The 22,074-nt window shown below is 63.6% G+C and carries 17 protein-coding genes and 2 pseudogenes; 7 read left to right on the top strand and 12 right to left on the bottom strand.

From position 1 onward, the window contains the following. Positions 1–5: 5 nt before the first annotated feature. The 5 genes and pseudogenes from O7A60_RS17985 to O7A60_RS17965 all read right to left on the bottom strand — a co-directional run bounded on the left by O7A60_RS17985 (position 6) and on the right by O7A60_RS17965 (position 6,738). A pseudogene (locus tag O7A60_RS17985) lies at positions 6–1,372 on the bottom strand (FAD/NAD(P)-dependent oxidoreductase). Continuing rightward, positions 1,369–1,677: a (2Fe-2S)-binding protein gene (locus O7A60_RS17980; protein ID WP_337107371.1), complete on the bottom strand. Its 309-nt coding sequence runs from the start codon at positions 1,675–1,677 to the stop codon at positions 1,369–1,371. Before O7A60_RS17980 ends, O7A60_RS17985 begins: the two are co-directional and overlap by 4 nt. After that, entirely contained in the window at positions 1,674–3,659 is a 1,986-nt protein-coding gene (locus O7A60_RS17975; protein ID WP_337107370.1) for a hydantoinase B/oxoprolinase family protein, read from the bottom strand. The genes O7A60_RS17980 and O7A60_RS17975 overlap by 4 nt, the downstream gene beginning before the upstream one ends. 5 nt (positions 3,660–3,664) lie before the next feature. Continuing rightward, positions 3,665–5,743 carry a hydantoinase/oxoprolinase family protein gene (locus O7A60_RS17970; RefSeq protein ID WP_337107369.1) on the bottom strand — a complete coding sequence of 693 codons (2,079 nt, stop codon included), beginning with the start codon at positions 5,741–5,743 and terminating at the stop codon, positions 3,665–3,667. A gap of 89 nt (positions 5,744–5,832) precedes the next feature. Further along, a complete protein-coding gene (locus O7A60_RS17965; RefSeq protein WP_337107368.1) occupies positions 5,833–6,738 on the bottom strand; it encodes a LysR family transcriptional regulator in 906 nt (301 codons plus the stop codon). Between the two features lie 116 nt (positions 6,739–6,854). On the opposite strand from O7A60_RS17965, the gene O7A60_RS17960 reads away from it, so the two are divergent. The 5 genes from O7A60_RS17960 to O7A60_RS17940 all read left to right on the top strand — a co-directional run bounded on the left by O7A60_RS17960 (position 6,855) and on the right by O7A60_RS17940 (position 13,036). Beyond that, complete coding sequence (locus O7A60_RS17960) at positions 6,855–7,973, top strand: NAD(P)/FAD-dependent oxidoreductase (protein ID WP_337107367.1); 1,119 nt, start codon at positions 6,855–6,857, stop codon at positions 7,971–7,973. A gap of 595 nt (positions 7,974–8,568) precedes the next feature. Further along, entirely contained in the window at positions 8,569–9,624 is a 1,056-nt protein-coding gene (locus O7A60_RS17955; RefSeq protein ID WP_337107366.1) for an ABC transporter ATP-binding protein, read from the top strand. 42 nt (positions 9,625–9,666) lie between these two features. After that, complete coding sequence (locus O7A60_RS17950; protein WP_337107365.1) at positions 9,667–10,995, top strand: ABC transporter substrate-binding protein; 1,329 nt, start codon at positions 9,667–9,669, stop codon at positions 10,993–10,995. A gap of 291 nt (positions 10,996–11,286) precedes the next feature. Beyond that, positions 11,287–12,138 (top strand): carbohydrate ABC transporter permease, encoded by an 852-nt coding sequence (locus O7A60_RS17945; protein WP_411908769.1) that lies wholly within the window; start codon positions 11,287–11,289, stop codon positions 12,136–12,138. A 1-nt stretch (position 12,139) separates the two neighbouring features. Further along, a complete protein-coding gene (locus tag O7A60_RS17940; RefSeq protein WP_337107364.1) occupies positions 12,140–13,036 on the top strand; it encodes a carbohydrate ABC transporter permease in 897 nt (298 codons plus the stop codon). 102 nt (positions 13,037–13,138) lie between these two features. On the opposite strand, the pseudogene O7A60_RS17935 reads toward O7A60_RS17940, so the two are convergent. The 3 genes and pseudogenes from O7A60_RS17935 to O7A60_RS17925 all read right to left on the bottom strand — a co-directional run. Then, a pseudogene (locus O7A60_RS17935) lies at positions 13,139–13,426 on the bottom strand (Arm DNA-binding domain-containing protein); the annotation flags it as partial. 295 nt (positions 13,427–13,721) lie between these two features. Further along, positions 13,722–15,284: a glutamine-hydrolyzing GMP synthase gene (gene guaA, locus O7A60_RS17930; RefSeq protein WP_337107363.1), complete on the bottom strand. Its 1,563-nt coding sequence runs from the start codon at positions 15,282–15,284 to the stop codon at positions 13,722–13,724. Between the two features lie 56 nt (positions 15,285–15,340). Then, positions 15,341–15,823: a MarR family winged helix-turn-helix transcriptional regulator gene (locus tag O7A60_RS17925; protein ID WP_337107362.1), complete on the bottom strand. Its 483-nt coding sequence runs from the start codon at positions 15,821–15,823 to the stop codon at positions 15,341–15,343. An 86-nt stretch (positions 15,824–15,909) separates the two neighbouring features. Between O7A60_RS17925 and O7A60_RS17920 the strand changes: the two genes are divergently transcribed. Continuing rightward, positions 15,910–16,227 carry a hypothetical protein gene (locus O7A60_RS17920; protein WP_337107361.1) on the top strand — a complete coding sequence of 106 codons (318 nt, stop codon included), beginning with the start codon at positions 15,910–15,912 and terminating at the stop codon, positions 16,225–16,227. A 12-nt stretch (positions 16,228–16,239) separates the two neighbouring features. Here O7A60_RS17920 and O7A60_RS17915 read toward each other — a convergent pair whose 3' ends face one another. From O7A60_RS17915 to O7A60_RS17905, 3 genes are all read right to left on the bottom strand, one after another. Continuing rightward, complete coding sequence (locus tag O7A60_RS17915) at positions 16,240–16,875, bottom strand: 5'-methylthioadenosine/S-adenosylhomocysteine nucleosidase (RefSeq protein ID WP_337107360.1); 636 nt, start codon at positions 16,873–16,875, stop codon at positions 16,240–16,242. A gap of 4 nt (positions 16,876–16,879) precedes the next feature. Beyond that, positions 16,880–17,338 (bottom strand): PaaI family thioesterase, encoded by a 459-nt coding sequence (locus tag O7A60_RS17910; protein WP_027146613.1) that lies wholly within the window; start codon positions 17,336–17,338, stop codon positions 16,880–16,882. Between the two features lie 140 nt (positions 17,339–17,478). Continuing rightward, positions 17,479–18,768, bottom strand: a complete 1,290-nt coding sequence (locus O7A60_RS17905; RefSeq protein WP_337107359.1) for an RsmB/NOP family class I SAM-dependent RNA methyltransferase — start codon at positions 18,766–18,768, stop codon at positions 17,479–17,481. Positions 18,769–19,085: 317 nt separating this feature from the next. Between O7A60_RS17905 and O7A60_RS17900 the strand changes: the two genes are divergently transcribed. Further along, positions 19,086–19,763, top strand: coding sequence for an MIP family channel protein (locus O7A60_RS17900; protein ID WP_337107358.1), 678 nt, complete (start codon positions 19,086–19,088; stop codon positions 19,761–19,763). Between the two features lie 69 nt (positions 19,764–19,832). Here O7A60_RS17900 and katG read toward each other — a convergent pair whose 3' ends face one another. Then, positions 19,833–22,034, bottom strand: a complete 2,202-nt coding sequence (gene katG / locus O7A60_RS17895) for a catalase/peroxidase HPI (RefSeq protein ID WP_337107357.1) — start codon at positions 22,032–22,034, stop codon at positions 19,833–19,835. Positions 22,035–22,074: the final 40 nt, after the last annotated feature.

Here is a 22,074-nt window from a genome sequence, read left to right as displayed (position 1 = left end):
CCGCATCAATCTTTCCCGAGAAAGGCGCCGATGGGTGCTGGCCGGACAGGGGCCTGCGCGCGGAATCTGCCGACAGCTTCGAGCCCGCAGCCGGTTTGCGCGGCGACGAGTTCGACGGCAGGCAACTGGCAATAGCGTCCCTGGCAGCGCCCCATGCCGGCGCGTGAAAGTGACTTCACCCTGTTGGCTTCGCCGCCGCCGAAATCCGTCCCCTCGCGCACCGTTGCGGCAGTGACGTTCTCGCAGCGGCAGACGATCGCCTCATGGGGCAGCGCCCGTACCATGGCCGCCGGCCAGGGAAAGGCGCGAGCCAGACCGCGGGCAAAGCGCTCGAGCCGCACGAGCTTGCGCAGATCGGCACTGACCGAGGGCGCCTGATATCCGATGTCGGCAAGGCACGCCGCCGCTGCAAGGCGCCCCGCAATCTCGGCGCCATCGGCACCGAGCAGGCGAACCCCATCGCCCGCAAGGTAGACGCCGTTGCCGGCCCGACCCATTTCGTCGGTCTTTGGCAGCCACTGTCGCCACTGCTCGTCATAGGTGAAGCCGCACCCCGCCAGATCGGCCAGATGGGTTTCGGCCCGCAGGTGCAGCCCATGCCGATCATGTCGCAGGAAGTGAGCTGCTGCCGTCCGCCGGCATCGCGCCAGCGCAAGGCTGCGACACCCTGCCCGTCAGCCTCGATCCGCTCCGGCGTCACGCCTGCGTGATAGCGGCGGCCAAGCCGCGCCCGCAGGGCCAGGCCGCGCAGCGCCACGACCGGCCGGGCGGCAAGGCCTGAGACCCCCCGCAACTGCTGGTGCCAGGGAGACGTATCAAGCACCGCCGCCACGTCCGCTCCAGCCTTGACGAGCTGCGCGCCGACCAGCGTCAGCAAAGGTCCTGATCCCACCAAGACGATCCGCCGTCCCAAGGCAACGCCTTGCGCCTTGAGCGCGATCTGCGCTGCGCCAAGACTATAGACGCCCGCGTTCTGCCAGCCGGGCACCGGCGCGACACGGTCGGACGCGCCCGTGGCAAGGATCAGTCGATCACAGTCGACCACCTGCACGCCGCCCTCCCCCAGCACGTGCAACTGCCCTCCATGCACGGCGATGACAGAACTGCCTGCGCAATGGGTGAGTTGCCCGTCCTTGGCCAGGCGGTCGAAGAGCGCATGCAGCGCGCGCGCCTTCGCCGCTTCCGACCCGTAGAGCTGCTTTGGCGTGCGGACGAACCCGGCAGGCGGACGGCGATAAATCTGCCCGCCCGCGCGATGCCCTTCGTCGATCACCATCGGATGGAGTCCGGCCTCGACCAACGTGGCGGCGGCCCTGATGCCGGCGGGACCGGCACCCACGATCACGATCCGTGGCGGTGAGGCCCCGTTCAAGGCCAGCTCTCCGGCGGCGTCGTGCGCAAACGGAGACCCTCAGCGACAAGGGTTGTGCACGCGCGCAGACGCGGCTTCTCCTCCTCCTCCTGCCATATCCAGCAATCCTGGCACGCTCCCATCAGGCAGAACCCTGCGCGCGGCTCGGGTCCGAACTCGGATTTTCGCAAGGCGTGTTCAGAAGCCAGCACGGCGGTCAGCACGGTGTCGCCGGCCAGCGCGTGACGCATCTCACCGTCGAGAGAGAAGTGCACCTGTGCCCGGTCACACTCGGCCAGCCGGACGATACGGCCGGCCGTGCTCACTCCGCTGCCTCTTGTACCTGATGGGGGCGGGGCAATTCGGGGAAGCGTTCGCAGACCGCATCGAAGGCTGCCTGAACGCCGTCCGGCCCGGAACGCCCTTTCATGCGCCGGAAGATCTCCGTCTTGGCGAAGAAGCGCCAATGGATCGGCAAAGCATCCAGAACCACATGAAGCTGGTCATAGGCCGCCGGCGTCCACTGCGCTTCGTAATCATCGCGCTCCGGACCGAAATGGAAATGACCGACCGATGGTTCCTTGCGTGAGCGCAGCAGCTTGGTCGCGTGTTCATCGATCTCGCCGCCGCGGATGACAACGCCATAGTCACGCTCGGCGGCTGTCGGCGAGACATAGCCGCGCCGCACGTCCTGAGCGACCCGCCAGGGCTCGCGCTGCAGCGGATCGCCGAGGCCGCCGCCGCCGGCGGAGCGGATCTCGAGCATGTCGCCAGGCTGCAGGACCGCCGTGTCGATATTGCCCAGCCGCCGCTCGTGCTCGCCCCCCGGATTGACGACCATATCGGACAGGCCGGCCGCCTTGCCGCCCAGCACGCCCCAGGGTCGGAAGAAGCTGCGGTCGCGGTTGCGGGCCGTGATCCTGGAGTCCGGAGCAAAGACGCGGAAAGCCATTTCGGTCGCCAGCCCGCCGCGCCAGCGGCCCGCACCGCCGCTATCCCTGGCGAGCCCGTATTTCACGAACTCGACCGGGGTCTCGGTCTCGGTGATCTCTATCGGCGTGTTCTTGAGATAGGCGGCATCGGCACCCGATCCGTTGGTGCCATCGCGATGCGGCATGGCGCCGCCGCCGCCCACCACGGGGTTCACCGCCGCGATGACGCTCCGGCTGGTACGCTCATCCGTCGTCATGACGTTGATGATGCAATTGTTGCCGGCCGGAGCCGCAGGCAGGCGCTCCGGCACTGCCTGCGAAAAGGCGCCGAAGATGACCGAGCGCAGCCGGGCGCAGGTGAGCGAGCGCATGCCGACGGCGGCGGGGTGGACCGGGTTCAGCACCGAACCTTCGGGAGTGATGCAGGTGAAAGGCCTGGTGAGACCGGTGTTGAGCAGGATTTTCGGGTTGAGCGTGTAGAGAACGTAATAGACGCCCACCAGCAGCATGGTGTGGCGCGGGTCGCCGCCCGAGGGCACGTTGAGCGAGGAGCCGAGTTGCGGATCGGAGCCGGTGAAGTCGAGGACCGCCTCCCCGCCTTTGATCGTCAGCCTCAGCTTCAGCCGGCAGGGATTGGCCTCGACCGAATCCTCGTCGGCATAATCCGCGAATTCCCATGTGCCGTCAGGCATGGAGCGCAGCACGTCACGCGCCTGCGCCTCCGCGTGGTCAAGAAGGGCGGCAATGCCTTCGATGAAGCCGGCCGTGCCGAACTTCCCCACCATTGCGTGAATCTTGCGCTCGCCGGTGTTGAGCGCGCCGACGAGTGCCTTGATGTCGCCGATGTTGAGATCCGGCTTGCGCACATTGGTGCTCATGATGCGCAGGATCATTTCGTCGAATACGCCCTCCCGCACCAGCTTCGTGGGAGGAAAGCGGATGCCTTCCTGATGGATTTCGGTCAGCGCCCGGCTGAGCGAGGCCGGCACCGCCCCGCCCATGTCGGTGTTGTGGATGTGGCCTCCGGTCCAGGCGACGATCTCGCCCTCTACGAAGACCGGCTTCCACAGATGGGTGTCGGGTGCATGGGTGGCGACATAGCCTGAATAGGGATCGTTGGTGAAGGCAACGTCGCCAGGCCGGTAGTCGTCCACCATTGCGATCGCACGGCTATACGAAAGCCCGGGATACCAGGTGGCGCCGAGTTCCATCGGGACGGCGAAGGTCGCGCCCGAGCGGTCCATCAGCATCACCGTGAAGTCCTGCGTTTCCTTGACGAAGGCGGAATGCGCGGTGCGGTGTAGCGTGTGGGCCATGTTCTCGGCCGCCGCGCGGGCATGGTTCGCCAGAACCTGAAGGTTTGTCCGGTCAAACAAAGACGTCACTCCGCGAAAGTCAGAAGAAGATTGAGGTGGCGATCGACCCGCGCCTGCACTCCGGCGGGAATGGCAAGGGTGGTGTCTTCCTGAACGACCACGGCAGGCCCTTGGAAGCTACTACCAGGCACAAGAGTCTGCCGGTCGTGGAGGTCGACGGTCTCGACGCCCAGGCCTGTATAGACCGGAAGCTGGCGCGCCGGACTGGCGGAGACGTCGATCTCGTCGATCTCTGGAAAGGAGAGCGCCGGACCCGCGCCGACGGCGGACAGCCTGATGTTCACAAGCTCGATCTCGCCGTCCGGGTCGTGGAAATCGTAGAGCCGCTCATGGGTGCGGTGAAAGGCCTGCTCGATGGCCTCTGCGTCACTCTCGTCGAGCCATTCCGGCGAAAGGACGACCTCGATCTCATAGCTCTGACCGAGATAGCGCATATCGCAGGAGAAATTGAGCTCAGCGGCCGCGTCATGCCCTTGCGCCGCGAGCCAGTCGCGACCCTCGCTTGCGAGCGCCTCGAAAGCCGCGCGGATAATTGGGAGCGACGCGGCCGACAGCGGTGAGAAAATGGTACGAATGAAATCTCCGCGCAGATCCGCCACCAGTCCGCCCAGTGCCGACACCACGCCGGGGCGTCGTGGCGCCATGACGCGCTTCATGCCGAGTTCGCGGGCAAGGAAAGCGCCGAGCATGGGGCCGCCGCCGCCAAAGGGCATCAGCGTGAAATCGCGCAAGTCGACGCCGGCGCGCGATGCGAGTTTCTCGACCTCGACGAACATCTCCGACACCGCGATGTCGAGCATCGCCTGCGCGGTCTGCTCGACCGGGCGGCCGAGTCGCCTCGCAAGCTCGCCGACCGCGCGATGCGCCAGCCCGGTATCGATGCTGAGTTGTCCATAGGCCATCTCGCTGTGACCGAGCCATCCGCATACCACCATGGCATCCGTCACGGTCGCCCGCTCGCCGCCGCGGCCGTAGCAAGCCGGTCCCGGCGTCGAGCCGGCCGACTCGGGCCCGACCCGCAACACCCCTTGAGCGTCGACGCTGGCGATCGAGCCGCCGCCGACGCCTATCGAACTCACCGACACGGAAGGGATATGGAGCGGAAACTCGCCGATCAGTTCGCCGGTGCCGAACTGTGGCCCACCGTCGATGATGAGTGCGAAGTCGGCCGAGGTGCCGCCGATGTCGAGGGTAAGTATCCTGTCCTCGCCGGCCTGACGCGCCAGCCACGCGGCGCCGATGACCCCTGAAGCCGTACCCGAAAGCAGCATATTGACGCAGGCCTGCTTGCCTTCGGCAGCGTTCATCAGCCCACCGTTCGACTTCGTCAGCATGGGGCGAGCCGGCACGCCGCGGCTCTTCAACCTCTCTTCCAGCGCCGTCAGGTAGCCCGAGACACGCGGATGGACATAGCCGTTGAGGATGGCGGTGGAGCTGCGCTCGTATTCGCGAATGACCGGCCAGACCTCGGCCGAGGTGAAGACGAAGAGGTCGGGTGCGAGGCGCGCGATAGCAGACTTAACCGAGGCCTCCTGCGCGGCGTTGCGCCAGGAATGAAGGAAGGCCACGATGATACCTTGCGCCCCGTTCGCTTTCGCCGCCGCGACCGCGCTTTCAACGGCTGCTACATCAGGTGCCTTGGTCTCGCTGCCATCGGCGCGCATGCGGGCCGGAATGCCGAACACCATGTCGCGCGAGATCAGCGGGTCCGGCCGAGAGCAGAACAGCGAATACATGTCCGGCATGCGAAGCCGTGCGAGCTCGATCACGTCCTCGAAGCCGGCATTGGTGAACAGCGCGAGCGGCACGCCCTTGCGCTGGATAATCGTGTTGATGCCGACCGTCGTGCCGTGCACGAAGCGCGTCATATGCGTAGGATCAAAGCCTTCGCGTTCGGCTAGAAGGGTGAGGCCAGTCATCAGCTCGGCGCCCGGATCTTCCGGTGTCGTCAGCACCTTTAGCGAGGCGAGGCGTCCGGAGTTCGCTTCGAGCGCACAGAAATCGATGAAAGTCCCGCCGATATCGACGCCGACCTTCCAGTCGGCTCTGTTGTGCGCTTCATCCGCCGTGATGACTCCGTCCATGATGCGTCCCTTCCTGTCTGCCAACCAAAGCTGGCACGAGCGGATGGTGCGGGTCCAAGACGTATGACGGGCAAGAATATAAGTCCTGCTTATGCCTTAGCGCGATGTTCCTCCAGGACGATGGAACAGGCCGCGCGGATTTCATCGCGCATCATCTCATCGGCTCGCGAAAGGGCTCGCGTCCGCGAGGTGAGAAGCGCGATCGGAAATTCCGGTCCTGCCGTGAGCGGCCTGACCGCAAGCCCGGCAAACTGATGCCACGGCAGCAGCGCATCGACCAAGGCGATGCCCAGACCGGCCTGGACGAAGCCGACCGCGGAGATGGAGACGTCGATCTCGAGCGACGGCGAAAGCGCCACGCCTTGCGCCTGGGCCGCGCGGGCCAGTTCATCGGCAGGGCGGGTGTTACCGCGATAAGATATCAACTCTTCCCCGACAAGGTCGGCGAGCGTCAGCTCGGCTTTCGCTTGCAGCGCGTGCCCGGCGGGCAGCAGACATACGAAGCCGAGTCTGCCGACCACCTCCGCCTCTATATCCGGAGGCAGCCGGTCGTCCATGGCCACGCCGAGGCAGGCATCGCCCGCGCGCAGCATGTCGACGATTGCCGAGATAGGCGCGCTATGGGCACGCAGCATTATGTGGGGATGCTGCGCCCGGAATTTGGTGAACGCACGCGGCAATATCGCCATTGCCGGCGGCGGCGACGCCGCAATCCGCACCAGCCCGGTCCTACCCAGGCGCAGATCGGTGGTCTTGCGGCGCAAGCCGTCGAGCCCCGCCGACAACCTCTCGGCATCGGGGAAGATCTCTAGCGCCTCCGGGGTTGGTCGCAGCCGACCCTTCACCCGCTCGAACAGGGTGAAGCCGAGTTCGTCCTCAGCGTGGAGCAGGATCTGGCTGAGCGCAGGCTGGGAAATGTTCAGCATCCGCGCCGCAGCGGTCACGGTACCTGAGCGCATCACGGCGATGAACACTTCGAGTTGCCGGGCCCGCATGGCTACTCCATAGGTAAAACTTATGGCTTCTGTCCAAACCCATCTTTGACGCAATGCGGCGGCGCCGACAAGATTGGCGCATTCAAGTGTCACCCGCTCTGCACAAGGAATGACGTATGGATGTGATTGTGCTGGGCGGCGGCCTGATGGGGACGGCTTCAGCCTATTTCCTCACCCGGCGCGGCGCGCGCGTGACGCTGATCGAGCGCAACCGGATCGGCACCGGAGCGACCGTCGCCTCCTTCGGCAACATCCGGCGCACGGGGCGGCATCTGTCGCAACTGCCGCTGGCCCATCGCTCGCTCAGGCTCTGGGGCGAGGCCGAGAAAATGCTTGGCCGCGACGTCGAATTCCGCGCCACCGGCCATATCCGGCTGATCTTCGATGAAGCCAGTCTCGCCGACATGCGAACCTACGCCCAGACGGCGCGGCCCTGGGGACTTGAGTTGGAGGAACTCAGCCCGCGCGAGATACACACCCGCTTTCCCGGCCTCGGTCCCGATGCGATCGCGGCGTCGTTCTCACCGCATGATGGCAGCGGCAATCCGCGGCTGATTGCACCCGCCTTTGCCGAGGCAGCCCGCCAGCTGGGCACCGAAATCGTCGAGGAAGCGGAGGTCGAGACTGTCAGGCACACCGGCTCCAGCTTTCTTGTCACCAGTTCAAAAGGTACATTCGCCGCCGAGTGCCTGCTCAACACCGCCGGAGCTTGGGGTGCACGCATCGCCGCACAGTTCGGCGAACAGGTTCCGCTCGATGCGCGTGGCCCACAAATGGGCGTGACCGAACCACTGCCGCACCGGATCCTGCCGGTGGTCGGCATCTGGACGCGTGACAAGAACCATGGCGCCTATCTGCGTCAGGTCGAGCGGGGCAACATCGTCTTCGGCGGCGCGGCCGAAAGGGTGCTGGTGGATCTCGATCCCGGCCATGCGGCCGCCGACCCCATGCGCCTGCAGGCGCAGTTGCGCGCCGTCGCGCGGCTGCTGCCCTCAATCGCAAGGGTCGCGGTGATCCGCACCTGGTCGGGCTGCGAGGGCTATGTCAGGGACATGCTGCCGGTCATGGGACGCTCGGCGACGACGCCAGGCCTGTTCCACGCCTTCGGCTTCAGCGGACACGGCTTCCAGCTCGGTCCGGGCGTGGGCGATGCCATGGCCGAGCTCATTATGACCGACCGATGCGAAACGCCGCTCGATGATTTCAGGGTCGATCGCTTCGGTCGCGCCGTCTGAAAGGTTGCGACAACGTCCAAACCCTCACGTTCGGCGTACGTTCGACACAACGGGAGTTGATCGTCTATCGGCCGTTCATTCTGCAGATCGGTTGAGAGGCATGGGTAGATCGCGGCTCGATTCACGATGGATTTTCCTGGCATGCGCGTGGTCTCGCGCGCAGCTTGGTGCGCGAGAGCGCTTGCAAGGCGCAGAATCGCTCTGTCAGGCACTTGGCGCAGGACCGGTTCGTGGGATTTCATCACCATTGCGGGTGGCGCTTGCTGCGGGTCAAGAATAGGGGTGTGCCGTACTGCCGCGGAACAAAGCAGTCCGCATGGTGCATGGTCTTCTTCAAGGCTTCCGAGATCACAATCTTGGTCCATGTTTCGCAAGATGTGCTCGTGCGAGAGATGAGAGAAGCCATGATATCGATTGGTCGCAGAAAGGGATGGCAAGGCGTGCCATTCGGAAATCCGCCAGCCTTCCGGCCGTGCTTTACATGCGCTGCTGGTAGCGCTACCAATTCATATGGAGGACGTGGCAAGACTGCAAGCTGCGTATGTATGGAGTGGACGTCTCCCTCGCAGGCGTCGCATCGCTCGGGAGGGAATCGATGGCATCCGTTGCGATCCGCGATGTCTACAAATCCTTCGGCGCCGCCGAAATTCTCCATGGCGTCGGGATCGATATAGAAGACGGCGAGTTCGTAACGCTGGTCGGCCCGTCGGGCTGTGGGAAGTCGACGCTGTTGCGCATGATCGCGGGCCTCGAAGGCATCACGCGCGGCGAGATCGCCATTGGCGGGCGCATTGTCAACACGGTCGCCCCCAAGGAACGCGACATTGCCATGGTGTTCCAGAATTACGCGCTTTACCCACATATGACGGTGCGCGAGAACATGGCGTTCTCCCTGATGTTGAAGCGTGTCTCGAAACAGGAGAGCGATGGCAAGGTCGAGCGTGCCGCGGAAATTCTCAACCTCACGCCGTTGCTGTCGCGCTATCCCCGGCAGCTTTCGGGCGGGCAGCGGCAGCGCGTGGCCATGGGCCGGGCGATCGTGCGCGACCCACAGGTCTTTTTGTTTGACGAGCCGCTCTCCAATCTCGATGCCAAACTGCGCGTGCAGATGCGCGCAGAGATCAAGGAACTGCATCAGCGCCTGAAGACCACGACCGTCTATGTCACTCACGATCAGATCGAGGCGATGACGATGGCCGACAAGATCGTCGTCATGCATGACGGCAATGTGGAGCAGATCGGGCGACCGCTCGATCTTTATGACCGGCCGGACAATCTTTTCGTGGCGATGTTCATCGGCTCCCCGGCAATGAACATGCTGACAGGCCGCATTGGCGCCGGCGGCTTCGAAGGCAGCGGCGGCGTCGCCATAGATTTGCCGCGTACGCCGCAAAACCTGAATAACGGTCCGGTGGTGCTTGGCATACGGCCCGAGCATCTGCGCCTTTCCGACCACGGCTTCCCCATCACCGTTTCGGTCGTCGAACCGACCGGGTCGGAGTTGCAGATCATCGGCCGCGCGCCTGGCGGTGAAGAGATCGTCGCGAATTTCCGGGAGCGACACCCGTTCCGGCCCGGCGAAACCGTCAAGCTTGCCGCCGAGCCGAGCCTGATCCATCTCTTTGACGTGGATACGGGCCGCCGGCTTTGAACATGCCGAGGTCTCAGCCAATCAAAACAGGAGGAAATGGCAATGAGATTCACCAGACGCGACGTAATACGAACCAGCGCCGGTGCGGCGGCTGCCGGAGCAATCGGCAACCGCCTGCTTGGCACGCCAGCCTTTGCCCAGGATGCGCCGAAATACACGCCCGAAAAAGGTGCCAAGCTCAGGCTCCTTCGCTGGTCACCGTTTGTCCAGGGCGATGAGACCGCCTGGCTGGCGCTGACGAAGAAATTCACCGATGCCACCGGTGTCGAGGTGCGCGTCGACAAGGAGAGCTGGGAGGACATTCGTCCCAAGGCGGCGGTCGCGGCCAACGTCGGCTCGGGCCCCGACCTGATGTTCGTCTGGTTCGACGATCCCTTCCAATATCCCGACAAGCTCCTCGATGTGACCGATCTCGGAGATTATCTGGGCAAGAAATATGGCGGCTGGCACGAGGGCCCGAAGAGCTACGCCACCAAGGACGGCAAGTTCATCGGCTTGCCGCTGGCCACCATAGGCAACGCCATCGTCTACCGCGAGAGCTGGGTCAAGGAGGCCGGTTTCTCCGAGTTCCCGAAAGACACCGACAGCTTCCTCGAATTGTGCAAGGCCGTGCAGGCTAAAGGCCATCCGGCCGGCTTCACCCATGGACATGGCGTCGGTGACGGCAACAACTACGCTCATTGGCTGTTGTGGAGCCATGGTGGCAAGATGGTCGACGAGAACAGCAAGGTGGTGATCAACAGTCCCGAGACGATGAAGGCGATCGAATATGCTCAGGCGCTCTACAAGACCTTCATCCCCGGCACGGAAAGCTGGCTCGACGTGAACAACAACCGCGCCTTCCTGGCCGGCGAGTTGTCCGTCATCGCCAACGGTATCTCGGCCTATGAAACCGCCAGGATCAACAAGGACAAGGATCCTAAGCTGACTGAAATGGCCAAGGACATCCGCACCGCTAGCTTGCCGATCGGTCCGATCGGCAAGGCAGTGGAGCTTTACCAGGTCACCTCGGCGGTGATCTTCAACTACACACCCCATCCGAACGCGGCCAAGGCCTATCTGCAGTTCATGTTCGAGGAACCGCAGATGTCGGAATGGATCAAGGGCTCTTCCGGCTATTGCTGCCAAACCTTGAAGGCCTACGACGACAATCCGATCTGGAAGGCCGATCCGAACTATGCGCCCTATGCCAAAGCGTCCGCAACGCTGCGCAACAACGGCTACGCCGGGCTGCTCGGCTACGCTTCGGCCGCCACCATGGCCGACTATGTGCTGGTCGACATGTTCGCCAAGGCGGTGACCGGTCGGGCGACGCCACAGGAGGCAATGGAAGAGGCCGAGAAGCGCGCCAACCGGTATTACCGGGTGTAGTCCGCACGTCTTCTTCCGTTCATGGAAGAAGACGCTTGTATTTTTCGGGTCGGCCGCAGCGTGGGTCGAGACGTGCCGCCGAAATGCAGGCGCCCTATGAGGAGAGCGCGGGGCCGTGAGATCCGCGCGCCGGCAGTCTTCTCCACGAAGGCGGAAGGACTGCTGGCTCCGGAGCCACTCGATATCCACCAGAGGAGCCTTTTCATGGCCGTGACAACCGCCGCCGCCCCGCCCCGCCCCTCCTTCTTGTCGCGCATTGCGGAAAGTCGCGGGCTGCTTAGCTTTGGCTTTATGCTGCCGACAGTGGTGCTGCTGCTGGTCTTCCTGACCTATCCGCTGGGGCTCGGCGTCTGGCTCGGCTTCACCGACGCCCGCATCGGCAGGCCAGGCGTCTTCATCGGCCTGGAAAACTATGAATATCTCTGGGACGACAGCGTGTTCTGGCTGTCCGTGTTCAACACGCTTCTCTACACGGTGAGCGCGTCGATCCTGAAGTTCGCCCTCGGCCTGTGGCTGGCGTTGCTGCTCAACGAGAACCTGCCGTTCAAATCCTTTTTCCGCGCGGTGGTGCTTCTTCCCTGGGTGGTACCGACGGTGTTGTCGGCGATCGCTTTCTGGTGGATCTACGATTCGCAGTTCTCGATCATCTCCTGGGCTCTCAAGCAGATGGGCCTCATCGATCACAACATCAATTTCCTTGGCGATCCGCAGAACGCCCGCGCTTCGGTGATCGCCGCCAATGTCTGGCGCGGCATTCCCTTCGTCGCCATAACCCTGCTCGCCGGCCTGCAGACGATCCCGCAATCGCTTTACGAAGCCGCCACGCTGGACGGCGCCGGTCGCTGGCAGCTGTTTCGCTATGTCACCCTGCCGCTGCTGACGCCGATCATCGCCATCACCATGACCTTTTCGGTTCTGTTCACCTTCACCGATTTCCAGCTCATCTATGTGCTGACGCGCGGCGGCCCGGTGAACGCCACACATCTCATGGCGACGCTTTCTTTCCAACGCGGCATTTCGGGCGGGCAACTCGGTGAAGGCGCGGCGATCGCGGTAGCGATGATCCCCTTCCTGCTCGGCGCGATCCTGTTCAGCTATTTCGGCCTGCAGCGGCGCAGATGGCAGCAAGGCGGCGGAGATTGAGATGGCTCTAATCAACGCTAAACCGAACCCCGCCGGCGGCGACGACGGTGGCATGACCTATTTGCAAAGCATGCCGCGGCGCGTGGTGACGGTCTACCTTCCGTTGGCGATTTTCATCATCGTGCTGCTCTTTCCCTTCTACTGGATGACGATCACCGCCATCAAACCCAACGCGGAGATGACCAGCTACGATACATCGAGCCCGTTCTGGGTAGTCCACCCGACGTTGCAGAACATCCGTTACCTGCTGTTCGAAACCTCCTATCCGGGCTGGCTGCTCAACACGACGATCATCTCGGTCGCCGCTACCGTGCTTTCGCTCATCGCCGCGGTGTTGGCTGCCTATGCGATCGAGCGGCTGCGCTTTTCCGGGTCGCGCCAGGTCGGGCTCGCCGTCTTTCTCGCCTACCTGGTGCCGCCGTCCATCCTGTTCATTCCTTTGTCGGTCATGGTCTTCAATCTCGGGCTCTACGACACGCCTTTTGCCCTGATCCTGACTTATCCGACTTTCCTGGTGCCTTTCTGCACCTGGTTGCTGATGGGCTATTTTCGTTCCATTCCCTTCGAACTGGAAGAGTGCGCGCTCATCGATGGCGCCAGCCGCTGGCAGGTGCTGACCAAGATCGTGCTGCCGCTGTCGGTGCCGGGGCTGATCTCCGCCGGTATCTTCGCCTTCACGCTGTCGTGGAACGAGTTCATCTACGCTCTGACCTTCATTCAGTCGTCCGAAAACAAGACCGTGCCGGTGGGCGTGCTGACCGAGCTCGTCCGCTCCGACGTCTACGAATGGGGTTCACTAATGGCCGGCGCCCTGATCGGGTCGCTGCCGGTGGTGATCCTTTATTCCTTCTTCGTCGAGCACTATGTGTCGTCAATGACAGGGGCGGTCAAAGAGTAGGCCAGCGCAATAGGGCAACTGACAGCAATGGCAATTTCCGGCGTTCCGCCATCGCGACTGAGTCCACACGATACCCGGTGGCTGAACACGGTGTTAGCAGACGAATTCGCCAAAACTCTTGGCTTCCTTCAGGCGACGCTTCTCGATCGCTGGTGATCGTCCCTCGCCGATGGCGCGCCTCGTGTCGATACACTTCGCCCGGGCGAGTGAAATCCGTAGCGTCCGTACCCTCCCGGATAGATGGTCTTCCGGCGGCCATTGAGTCTGAAATCCAGGCGGAACGAGATCGCGCCGTTCGGCATGACGCGAACATACATCCCGTCGCGGTCTGCAATCTTGTAGATTTTGTCTTTGGGTTTTCAACGCCTTGAGGGCAGCATCGGTCAGCATCCCTATTGCCTCCTGAAAAAAGTACCGTCAGCGCAATTTCACGGACTCGTGGTGGCGATTCCCTTTTATCGTCACTGCCTTGAAGCGAAAAAAGTACCGTCACGGGCCTGATTGGCCGCGACGGTGCTTTTGAAAAATTCGTCCGAGCAATATGCCGCAGGCCCGTCAGGCAGGCCGCCAAAGCCAAGCTCTGCATACCGATAGTCACCGAATGTCGGTGAACGGGTTTATTTTTGTTTTCTACGGCTTGCGTCGTGCCATGGCGTTAATTCGGCGGGATTCAGATAGACCTGAATCATTCCCACTCGATTGTGCCAGGCGGTTTCGAGGTCACGTCGTACACCACACGGTTGATGCCGCGCACTTCGTTGATGATGCGGGTGGCGGCGGCACCTAGGAAGGCCATGTCGTAGTGATAGAAATCAGCCGTCATGCCGTCGACCGAAGTGACTGCACGCAGCGCACAGACGAATTCGTAGGTGCGGCCGTCGCCCATCACGCCGACGGTCTGCACCGGCAACAACACGGCGAAGGCCTGCCAGATCGCGTCATAGAGGCCAGCCTTGCGGATCTCGTCGAGATAGATGGCGTCGGCCTCGCGCAGGATCTCCAGCTTCTCCCGGGTGATGCCGCCAGGGCAGCGGATGGCAAGACCGGGCCCTGGGAACGGATGGCGGCCGATGAAGCTTTCGGGCAGACCGAGCTCCTTGCCGAGCGCCCTCACCTCGTCCTTGAACAGTTCGCGCAACGGCTCGACCAGTTGCATGTTCATGCGCTCGGGCAGGCCGCCGACATTGTGGTGCGACTTGATCGTCACCGACGGGCCGCCAGTGAAGGAGACGCTTTCGATGACGTCGGGATAGAGCGTGCCTTGTGCCAGGAAATCGGCCCCGCCGAGCTTCTTTGCCTCGTCCTCGAACACCTCGATGAACAGCCGGCCGATAGTCTTGCGCTTCTTTTCCGGATCCGACTCGCCCTCCAGCGCCGAGATGAATTTGTCGGAGGCATCGACCAGGATCAGCGGCAGATTGTAATGCTGGCGGAACATCGCCACCACACCGGCGGCCTCGTCCTTGCGCATCAGGCCGTGGTCGACGAGAATGCAGGTCAGCTGGTCGCCGACCGCCTCGTGGATCAGAAGGGCGGCGACCGAGGAATCCACGCCGCCCGACAGCGCGCAGATGACCTTGCCCTTGCCGACCTGCTTGCGGATCGCCTCGACCGCGTGTTCGCGATAGGCGCGCATCGTCCAGTCGCCTTCGATGCCGGCGATGTTGTGAACGAAATTCCTGAGCAGCCGGGCGCCGTCGGGTGTGTGCACCACCTCCGGGTGGAACATGATGCCGTACATCCTGCGCTCGACATTGCCGAAGATGGCGAAAGGCGAGCTTTCCGATTTGCCGAACACCTCGAAGCCCGGCGGCAAGGCGATGACGCGATCGCCATGGCTCATCCACACCTGATGGCGCTGGCCGGTCGCCCAAAGCCCTTCGAACAGCGGACTGTCCTTCTCGATCTCGACGAAGGCGCGGCCGAATTCGCGATGGTTGGAGCTTTCGGCGACGCCGCCCATCTGCACGCACATGGCCATCTGGCCGTAGCAGATGCCAAGCACCGGCACCCCGGCGTCGAAGACGATCTGCGGCGCGCGCGGGCTGCCGATGTCCGATGTCGAGGCGGGGCCGCCGGACAGGATCACAGCTTTCGGATTGATGCGCTTGAACGCGGCTTCGGCCGACTGGAACGGCACGATCTCGGAAAACACGCCGGCCTCGCGGATGCGGCGGGCGATGAGTTGGGTAAACTGGCTGCCGAAATCGACAATCAGGACGGTGTCGGTGTGATTGGCTGTCGTCATGGCGAGCCTTTAGAGAAAGAAACGAGTCGGCGCAATGGGTTGCGCGGTCACGCCGCTCACTTCTGCCCCGATGCTCCTGCCGATGCGTCGCCCCGCCCCGCGTCAAGTGTGCGCAAGGCGTCCATAAGCGCTGCGAACCGCTGCTCGCCGATGCGATCGATATAGCCGCGCTCGATCTGAAGCTTGATGCGGTCGCCGTCGCGCAAGGCATCCAGACCCTTGCGGGTATAGCACACAAGCTTGCCGCGCCCGTCCCGTGGATCGGGCAACCGCTCCAGCACGCCTTCCGCCTCCAGACCGTCGAGCAATTGTTGAACCGCTTGCTTGGAGGTGGCCGCGCGCTCGATCAATGCCGACTGGCGCGTGCCGTTGCGCGGGATGTGCCCGAGCAGCCCGGCGCGCGCCTCGCTGAACCAGGCGTGGCCGGCGGACCGCATGGCGGCAGCAAATTCCACCTGCCAGGCACGGCCCGCCTGCCATAGCCGCCAGCCGACATGATCCGGCGACGCTTCGGTTTTTTCGTCAAGCTGCTTGACCATTTATGCCAGACTCCGTATAGTCAAGATACTTGACGATATTCATCCCGTCGAGCCTCTTTCGAAACGCGAACCCATGGACAGGTATAATGACATTACTGAACAGGGACACGCTGGCCATTATCATGGTCGGAACCACGCATGTCATCGACATGGGCGGCAAGCACGCCTTCGTCCACTATGAAACTGAAGATCGGGCGCACCTCCTCCTACCGGACGGCACACGCTTCCACGGACTTTGGGCGCTGCTGGACGACGGCTACAAGGTCGAATGGAAAGACGGCCCCGCCGGCGCGTGGAAACTCGATCATACACCGGGAGCGATCGATTATATCGACGCAACAGGCGCCGTGCGCGGACGCGTCTCACGCATCGATTTCGGCGATCCGCAGTGCCTGGCCGCTTGATCCGAAGAACAGTCAGCCCTCGAGCAGACCGCCACCGATCGCCCGTTCGAGCGACTCGATCGCCACGGCCAGTTTCTCGTCGATGACGTGCAGATATTCCGTCCAGTCGTTGACATGGCGCAGATCGGCCGCGCCGTCGGAAATGCCGCGCAGGCCGATCAGCGGCACGCCGAACAATTGGCAGGCGCGCAGGCAGGCGAAGGTCTCCATGTCGACCATATCGGCGTCGATCGCGTCGTAAGCGGCACCGGTGACGATCGCGCCGCCGGTCGAGAGCGTGGCGCTTCTGATACCTGGAATAACGAGGGGCAGCGGCACCGTCACCGGCAGGTCGAGGAAAGGCGTCGCGCCCTTCTCGAAGCCGAGCGGCGAAGCGTCCATGTCGCGATAGCTCACCGAAGCGGCCTGGTAGATTTCAGCCTGTTCCAGCTTGCGGCTGCCGGCCGAGCCCAGCGAAACGACGAGGTCCGGCAATGCTTTTGTGGATTTCAACCAGGAGAGCTCGGCGCCCAGCCGTACGCCGGCTTCGACCGGGCCGACTCCCGTCATCAGCGGGTTGAACAGCCGCTGCAGATGCGGGCCATATTCGGCCTGCGCCGCCATGACGAAGAGCACATTCTTGCCGCCAATGCGCACGACATTGCTCATTGGATCATCCCGCGATACCGTCGCGACCAACCATCGTCATCATCGTGCCGGTCATGGTGGCGATCAGCTTGGCCTCGCCGTCGGCGGCGAAGGCATAGGCCTGGCCGTCGGCAACGATGATGGTGCGGCCGGGTTTGGTCACCGAACCGCGGAACAGAAAGCGTTCGCCCCGGCCCGGCGCCAGAAGGTTGACCTTGAATTCGATGGTCAGCACGCCGGAATTCTCAGGCATGAGCGAGAATGCCGCATAGCCGCAAGCCGAGTCCAGCGCCGTCGAAATGACGCCTGCATGCAGGAAGCCATGCTGCTGGGTCAGCGCCGCCGAATAGGGCATCTCGATCTCGATTATGCCGGGTGTCACCAAAGTCAATTCGGCGCCGATCGTCGCCATCGCCTGCTGGCGTGCGAAGGACGCCCTGACGCGATCCTCATAGTCTGGAGCCGGTACGATCTTCGCTGCCATCGCCGTTGCCTTCGTTTGTCTGGCAAAGCTTATTGCAGAGGGATCGGCGGCAGGCAATCTCAATTGCTGCACTGCAACAATTGGTCTCGTAGGCCGTCACCGGCCGAGTGGCCGCGAACTGCCGGCGGATGCGGCAGGGCTCAGTTGGTCCGGCGCAGCGCGCAGAAATAGAACCCATCAGTGCCGCTCAGCGCCGGCGACAGGGAAATATCGCCGCCAGCGCCGATCCGCGCCGCTGCTTGGTGGCCCGGAAAACGGCCGTCCCAGAGAGCGCGGTGATCGACCGGGGCAAAGCCGCTGCTGCGCTCACGAAACGCCATGACCTGCTCGCCATTCTCCTCGTCGAACACCGAGCAGGTGATATAGACCAGCAGGCCGCCGGGTTTGACATACATCCTGGCGGCATCGAGGATCGTCGCCTGCTCGCCCTTGCGGGCGTCGAGCTGTCTCTGTGTCAGCCGCCATTTGGCATCGGGACGACGCCGCCAGGTGCCGCTGCCGGTGCAGGGCGCATCGACCAGCACGATGTCCATGTGACCGACCAGTGGGGCAAGCTCGGCCGGCTTGGTGGCGACCTGCACATTGCGATTTTCCGAGCGGCGGATGCGGTCGAAGATTGGCGCCAGCCGCGCCTTTTCAGCATCATGGGCAAAGATCTGGCCGTGATTGTCCATCGCCGCCGACAGCGCCAGCGTCTTGCCGCCGGCGCCGGCACAGAAGTCGAGCACCTGCATGCCGGCCGTCGCGCCGGCAAGCGCTGCCGTAATTTGCGACCCCTCGTCCTGGACCTCGAACCAGCCTTTCTGGAAGGCCGGCTCGGCCTGCACGTTCGGGTGTCGGCCATCACCGTCGATCGGCGGGATGCGGATACCGTAGGGTGCGATCCGTGCGACACTGGCACCGGTCTGCTCCAGTTCGGCCAAGACCTTGACGCGATCGGCTTGAAGCGTGTTGACCCGGATGTCGAGCGGCGGACGCGTGGCCAGCGCCGCGCCCTCCTCGACCCATGTCTCGCCAAAGGCCCGCTCGAAAAGCGGTTCGCACCAATCGGGTATGTCGGCGCGAACCGCGGGCGGCGCGTCGGCAAGCCGGCGTTCCGCGATTGCCCTGAGTTCCGTGGCGCTGAGCAGCGGCGGCGCGAACTTGTCGCCTTCGAGCGCAGCATTGAGCGACTGCCCCGTCTGGTTCCATTCGAGCAACAGCGCCCCGAAGCCGATGGCGCGCGGCGTGTCTTCGCCCAGCAACCAGCCGGCAGAGCGCTTGTGGCGCAGCGCGTCGTAGACGATGTTCCCGATCGCGGCGCGATCACCACCGCCGGCGAAGCGATGTGACAGGCCCCAATCCTTCAGCGCGTCGGCCACCGGCCGGTGACGCCGGCCAATATCCTCCAGCACTTCGATAGCCGCAGCCAGCCGTCCGCCCAGTCGCATTCGTCATTCCATCAAATCGAGCACATTATCTCGGTCTGCTCTTAGAGCCTTTCACGTCCGGATTGAACCCCGCTCGGTCTCGCCGCGAGCGCAAGCTGGCCATGGTCGGCAAACCTGTCCGATCAGTAAATCTTCACGGCGGTTAACAGTAGGCAGACCAGTAGATGCAATATTTCTAATGTTCTTAACTGGCGGCTGCAAGGACGGCGTATGGCGCTACAGCTCTGCTTTCCAAGTTTTTCGGTTGGGAATACTCTTGCCGCCATGATTCGCGGCGCGGAAACCGTTGACCGGCGGATCGTCACGAGGAGAGGGCAATGAAGACTTATCTGGCGGAAGTTCTAGGCACATTTCTGTTGGTGTTCATCGGTACGGCGTCCGTGGTGACGGGCGGCTTCGGCGGCGCGCTGCCGCTTGGCCAGGAAGGCATCGGCCTGGCATTCGGCATCGGCCTCATCGCGGCGGCCTATGCGATCGGCCCGATTTCGGGCGCGCATCTCAATCCGGCGGTGACACTCGGCGTCTTCCTTGCCGGCCGGCTGGCTGCCAAGGACGTCATCCCCTATTGGATTGCGCAGATCATCGGCGCCATCATCGCCTCGCTTGCGCTGTGGATCATCGTTTCCGGCCAGACCGGCGGCCACACAGGCGGCTTCGGCGCCAATGGCTGGGACGAGACGAAATGGGGCATGAGCTCGGCGTTCCTGTGGGAACTGATCGGCACCTTCACCTTCGTCACGGTGATCCTCGGCGTTACCGCTGAAAAGCACTCGACGGCTTTTGCCGGTCTGATCATCGGCTTGACGCTGGCCGGCATTCACTTCGCCATGATCCCGGTCACCGGCACCTCGGTCAATCCGGCGCGCTCCATCGGTCCGGCGCTGTTTACCGGCGGTGCCGCACTCAGCCAGCTCTGGCTGTTCATCGTCGCGCCGTTGATCGGCGGCGCCATTGCCGGAGTCGTCGCCAAGGCGCGTATTTTCGAGAAGGATTGATTGCCGGAGCTTGAATGCAAAAAGGCGCGAGCTACGGCCCGCGCCTTTTTTTGCGACTTTGAGTTCGGATCAGGCAGCGATATCAAACCGGTCGGCGTTCATCACCTTGGTCCATGCCGCAACGAAATCCCGGGCGAATTTCTGCCCGGCGTCCGCCGATCCGTAGACTTCGGCCAAGGCACGCAGCTGCGCATGCGAGCCGAAGATCAGATCGGCGCGGGTGCCGGTCCACTTGACGGCCTTGGTCCTGCGGTCGCGCGCCTCGTAGACCTCTTCCGAGCCCGGCTCGGAGCCGGCAGCCGGATCCCACACCGTGCTCATGCTGAGCAGGTTGACGAAGAAGTCGTTGGTCAGCTTACCCGGCCTGTCGGTGAACACGCCATGCTTCGACTGGCCGGTGTTGGCGCCGAGCACCCGCAGGCCGCCAACAAGCACCGTCAGCTCCGGCGCCGACAGGCCCAGCAACTGCGCCCGGTCGACCAGCATGGCTTCGACCGACATGGGCTGCTTGCCTCTGACGTAGTTGCGGAAGCCGTCGACTTTCGGCTCGAGAGCGGCAAAAGAGTGGACGTCCGTCTGCTCCTGCGAGGCATCCATGCGGCCGGGCGTGAACGGCACCTTCACGTCGTTGCCGCCATCCTTCGCAGCCTTCTCGACGGCCGCGACACCACCGAGCACGATCAGGTCGGCAAGCGAGACCTTCTTGCCGCCAGCGTTGAACTCCTTCTGAATGCCTTCGAGCTTGGCAAGCACCTTCGCTAGCTCGGCCGGCTGGTTGACGTCCCAGTCCTTCTGCGGTGCCAGCCGGATGCGGGCACCGTTGGCGCCGCCGCGCTTGTCGGAGTTGCGGAAGGTCGAAGCCGAGGCCCAGGCCGTCGAGACCAGTTCGGAAACCGACAGGCCGGAGGCCAGGATCTTGGCCTTCAGCGATGCGATGTCCTGGTCGCTGACCAGTTCATGGTCGACCGCCGGGATCGGATCCTGCCAGATCAGCTCTTCCTTCGGCACCAACGGGCCGAGATAGCGGACGACCGGGCCCATGTCGCGGTGGGTCAGCTTGAACCAGGCGCGGGCAAAGGCATCGGCGAACTGATCCGGATGTTCGTGGAAACGCCGTGAGATCTTCTCGTAGGCCGGGTCGGCCCGCAGCGCGAGGTCGGTGGTCAGCATGGCCGGCGCGCGACGCTTCGAGGGATCGTGCGCATCGGGCACCGTGCCGGCACCGGCGCCACCCTTCGGCGTCCACTGATGGGCGCCTGCCGGGCTCTTCGTCAGTTCCCATTCGTAGTTGAACAGGTTGTCGAAGAAGTTGTTGCTCCACTTGGTGGGCGTCGTTGTCCAGGTGACTTCGAGGCCCGAGGTGATGGCATCGCCGGCAATGCCCGACGCATACTTGCTCGACCAGCCGAGGCCCTGCGCCTCTATGCCGGCGCCTTCCGGCTCGGCCCCTACCAGCGAGGCATCACCGGCGCCATGGGTCTTGCCAAAGGTGTGGCCGCCGGCGATCAGCGCCACGGTTTCCTCGTCGTTCATCGCCATGCGAGCGAAGGTTTCGCGGATGTCGCGCGCGGCGGCGATCGGGTCCGGCTTGCCGTTCGGGCCTTCCGGGTTGACGTAGATCAAGCCCATCTGCACGGCGCCGAGATGGCCACGAAGCTCACGGTCGCCCGAATAGCGCTCGTCGCCAAGCCACTTGGTCTCGGAGCCCCAGTCGACGTCCTGCTCCGGCTCCCAAACGTCGGCGCGGCCGCCGGCGAAGCCGAAGGTCTTGAAGCCCATCGATTCCAGCGCGACGTTGCCGGTGAGGATCAACAGGTCGGCCCAGGAAATCTTGCGGCCGTATTTCTGCTTGACCGGCCACAGCAGCCGGCGCGCCTTGTCAAGATTGGCGTTATCAGGCCAGCTGTTCAGCGGGGCGAAACGCTGCTGGCCCGCTCCGGCCCCGCCGCGACCGTCGCCGATGCGATAGGTGCCGGCGCTGTGCCAGGCCATGCGGATGAAGAGCGGCCCATAATGGCCGAAGTCGGCCGGCCACCAGTCCTGCGAATCCGTCATGACCTTATGCAGGTCCTTGACCACCGCATCGAGGTCGAGACTCGCGAATTCCTTGGCATAATCGAAGTCCTCGCCCATCGGGTCCGACAGATTCGACTGCTGGTGGAGAACGCCGAGGTCAAGCTGGTTCGGCCACCAGTCACGGTTGGTCCGGCTGGCGGATCCATGCGCAACAGGGCATTTGCCCGCGCTGTTGTCGTCGGTTTTCGCGTCCATCTCTCACTCCAATTTTGCCGAGGTTTGATTTTGCCGAGGT

Origin of the sequence: Mesorhizobium salmacidum (SeqCode) (assembly GCF_037179605.1) — a bacterium.
In the GTDB taxonomy this organism is placed as follows: Bacteria; Pseudomonadota; Alphaproteobacteria; order Rhizobiales; family Rhizobiaceae; genus Mesorhizobium; species Mesorhizobium salmacidum.
The sequence above is the reverse complement of the archived record's forward strand: the minus strand, read 5'-3'. Positions and strand labels throughout refer to the sequence as shown.

Excerpts from the sequence above, each read along its gene's own strand:
- O7A60_RS17970 (WP_337107369.1), bottom strand. The coding sequence starts at position 5,743 with ATGGACGGAGTCATCACGGCGGATGAAGCGCACAACAGAGCCGACTGG.
- O7A60_RS17965 (WP_337107368.1), bottom strand. The coding sequence starts at position 6,738 with ATGCGGGCCCGGCAACTCGAAGTGTTCATCGCCGTGATGCGCTCAGGT.
- O7A60_RS17960 (WP_337107367.1), top strand. The coding sequence starts at position 6,855 with ATGGATGTGATTGTGCTGGGCGGCGGCCTGATGGGGACGGCTTCAGCC.
- O7A60_RS17955 (WP_337107366.1), top strand. The coding sequence starts at position 8,569 with ATGGCATCCGTTGCGATCCGCGATGTCTACAAATCCTTCGGCGCCGCC.
- O7A60_RS17950 (WP_337107365.1), top strand. The coding sequence starts at position 9,667 with ATGAGATTCACCAGACGCGACGTAATACGAACCAGCGCCGGTGCGGCG.
- O7A60_RS17945 (WP_411908769.1), top strand. The coding sequence starts at position 11,287 with ATGCTGCCGACAGTGGTGCTGCTGCTGGTCTTCCTGACCTATCCGCTG.
- O7A60_RS17940 (WP_337107364.1), top strand. The coding sequence starts at position 12,140 with ATGGCTCTAATCAACGCTAAACCGAACCCCGCCGGCGGCGACGACGGT.
- guaA (WP_337107363.1), bottom strand. The coding sequence starts at position 15,284 with ATGACGACAGCCAATCACACCGACACCGTCCTGATTGTCGATTTCGGC.
- O7A60_RS17925 (WP_337107362.1), bottom strand. The coding sequence starts at position 15,823 with ATGGTCAAGCAGCTTGACGAAAAAACCGAAGCGTCGCCGGATCATGTC.
- O7A60_RS17920 (WP_337107361.1), top strand. The coding sequence starts at position 15,910 with ATGACATTACTGAACAGGGACACGCTGGCCATTATCATGGTCGGAACC.
- O7A60_RS17915 (WP_337107360.1), bottom strand. The coding sequence starts at position 16,875 with ATGAGCAATGTCGTGCGCATTGGCGGCAAGAATGTGCTCTTCGTCATG.
- O7A60_RS17910 (WP_027146613.1), bottom strand. The coding sequence starts at position 17,338 with ATGGCAGCGAAGATCGTACCGGCTCCAGACTATGAGGATCGCGTCAGG.
- O7A60_RS17905 (WP_337107359.1), bottom strand. The coding sequence starts at position 18,768 with ATGCGACTGGGCGGACGGCTGGCTGCGGCTATCGAAGTGCTGGAGGAT.
- O7A60_RS17900 (WP_337107358.1), top strand. The coding sequence starts at position 19,086 with ATGAAGACTTATCTGGCGGAAGTTCTAGGCACATTTCTGTTGGTGTTC.
- katG (WP_337107357.1), bottom strand. The coding sequence starts at position 22,034 with ATGGACGCGAAAACCGACGACAACAGCGCGGGCAAATGCCCTGTTGCG.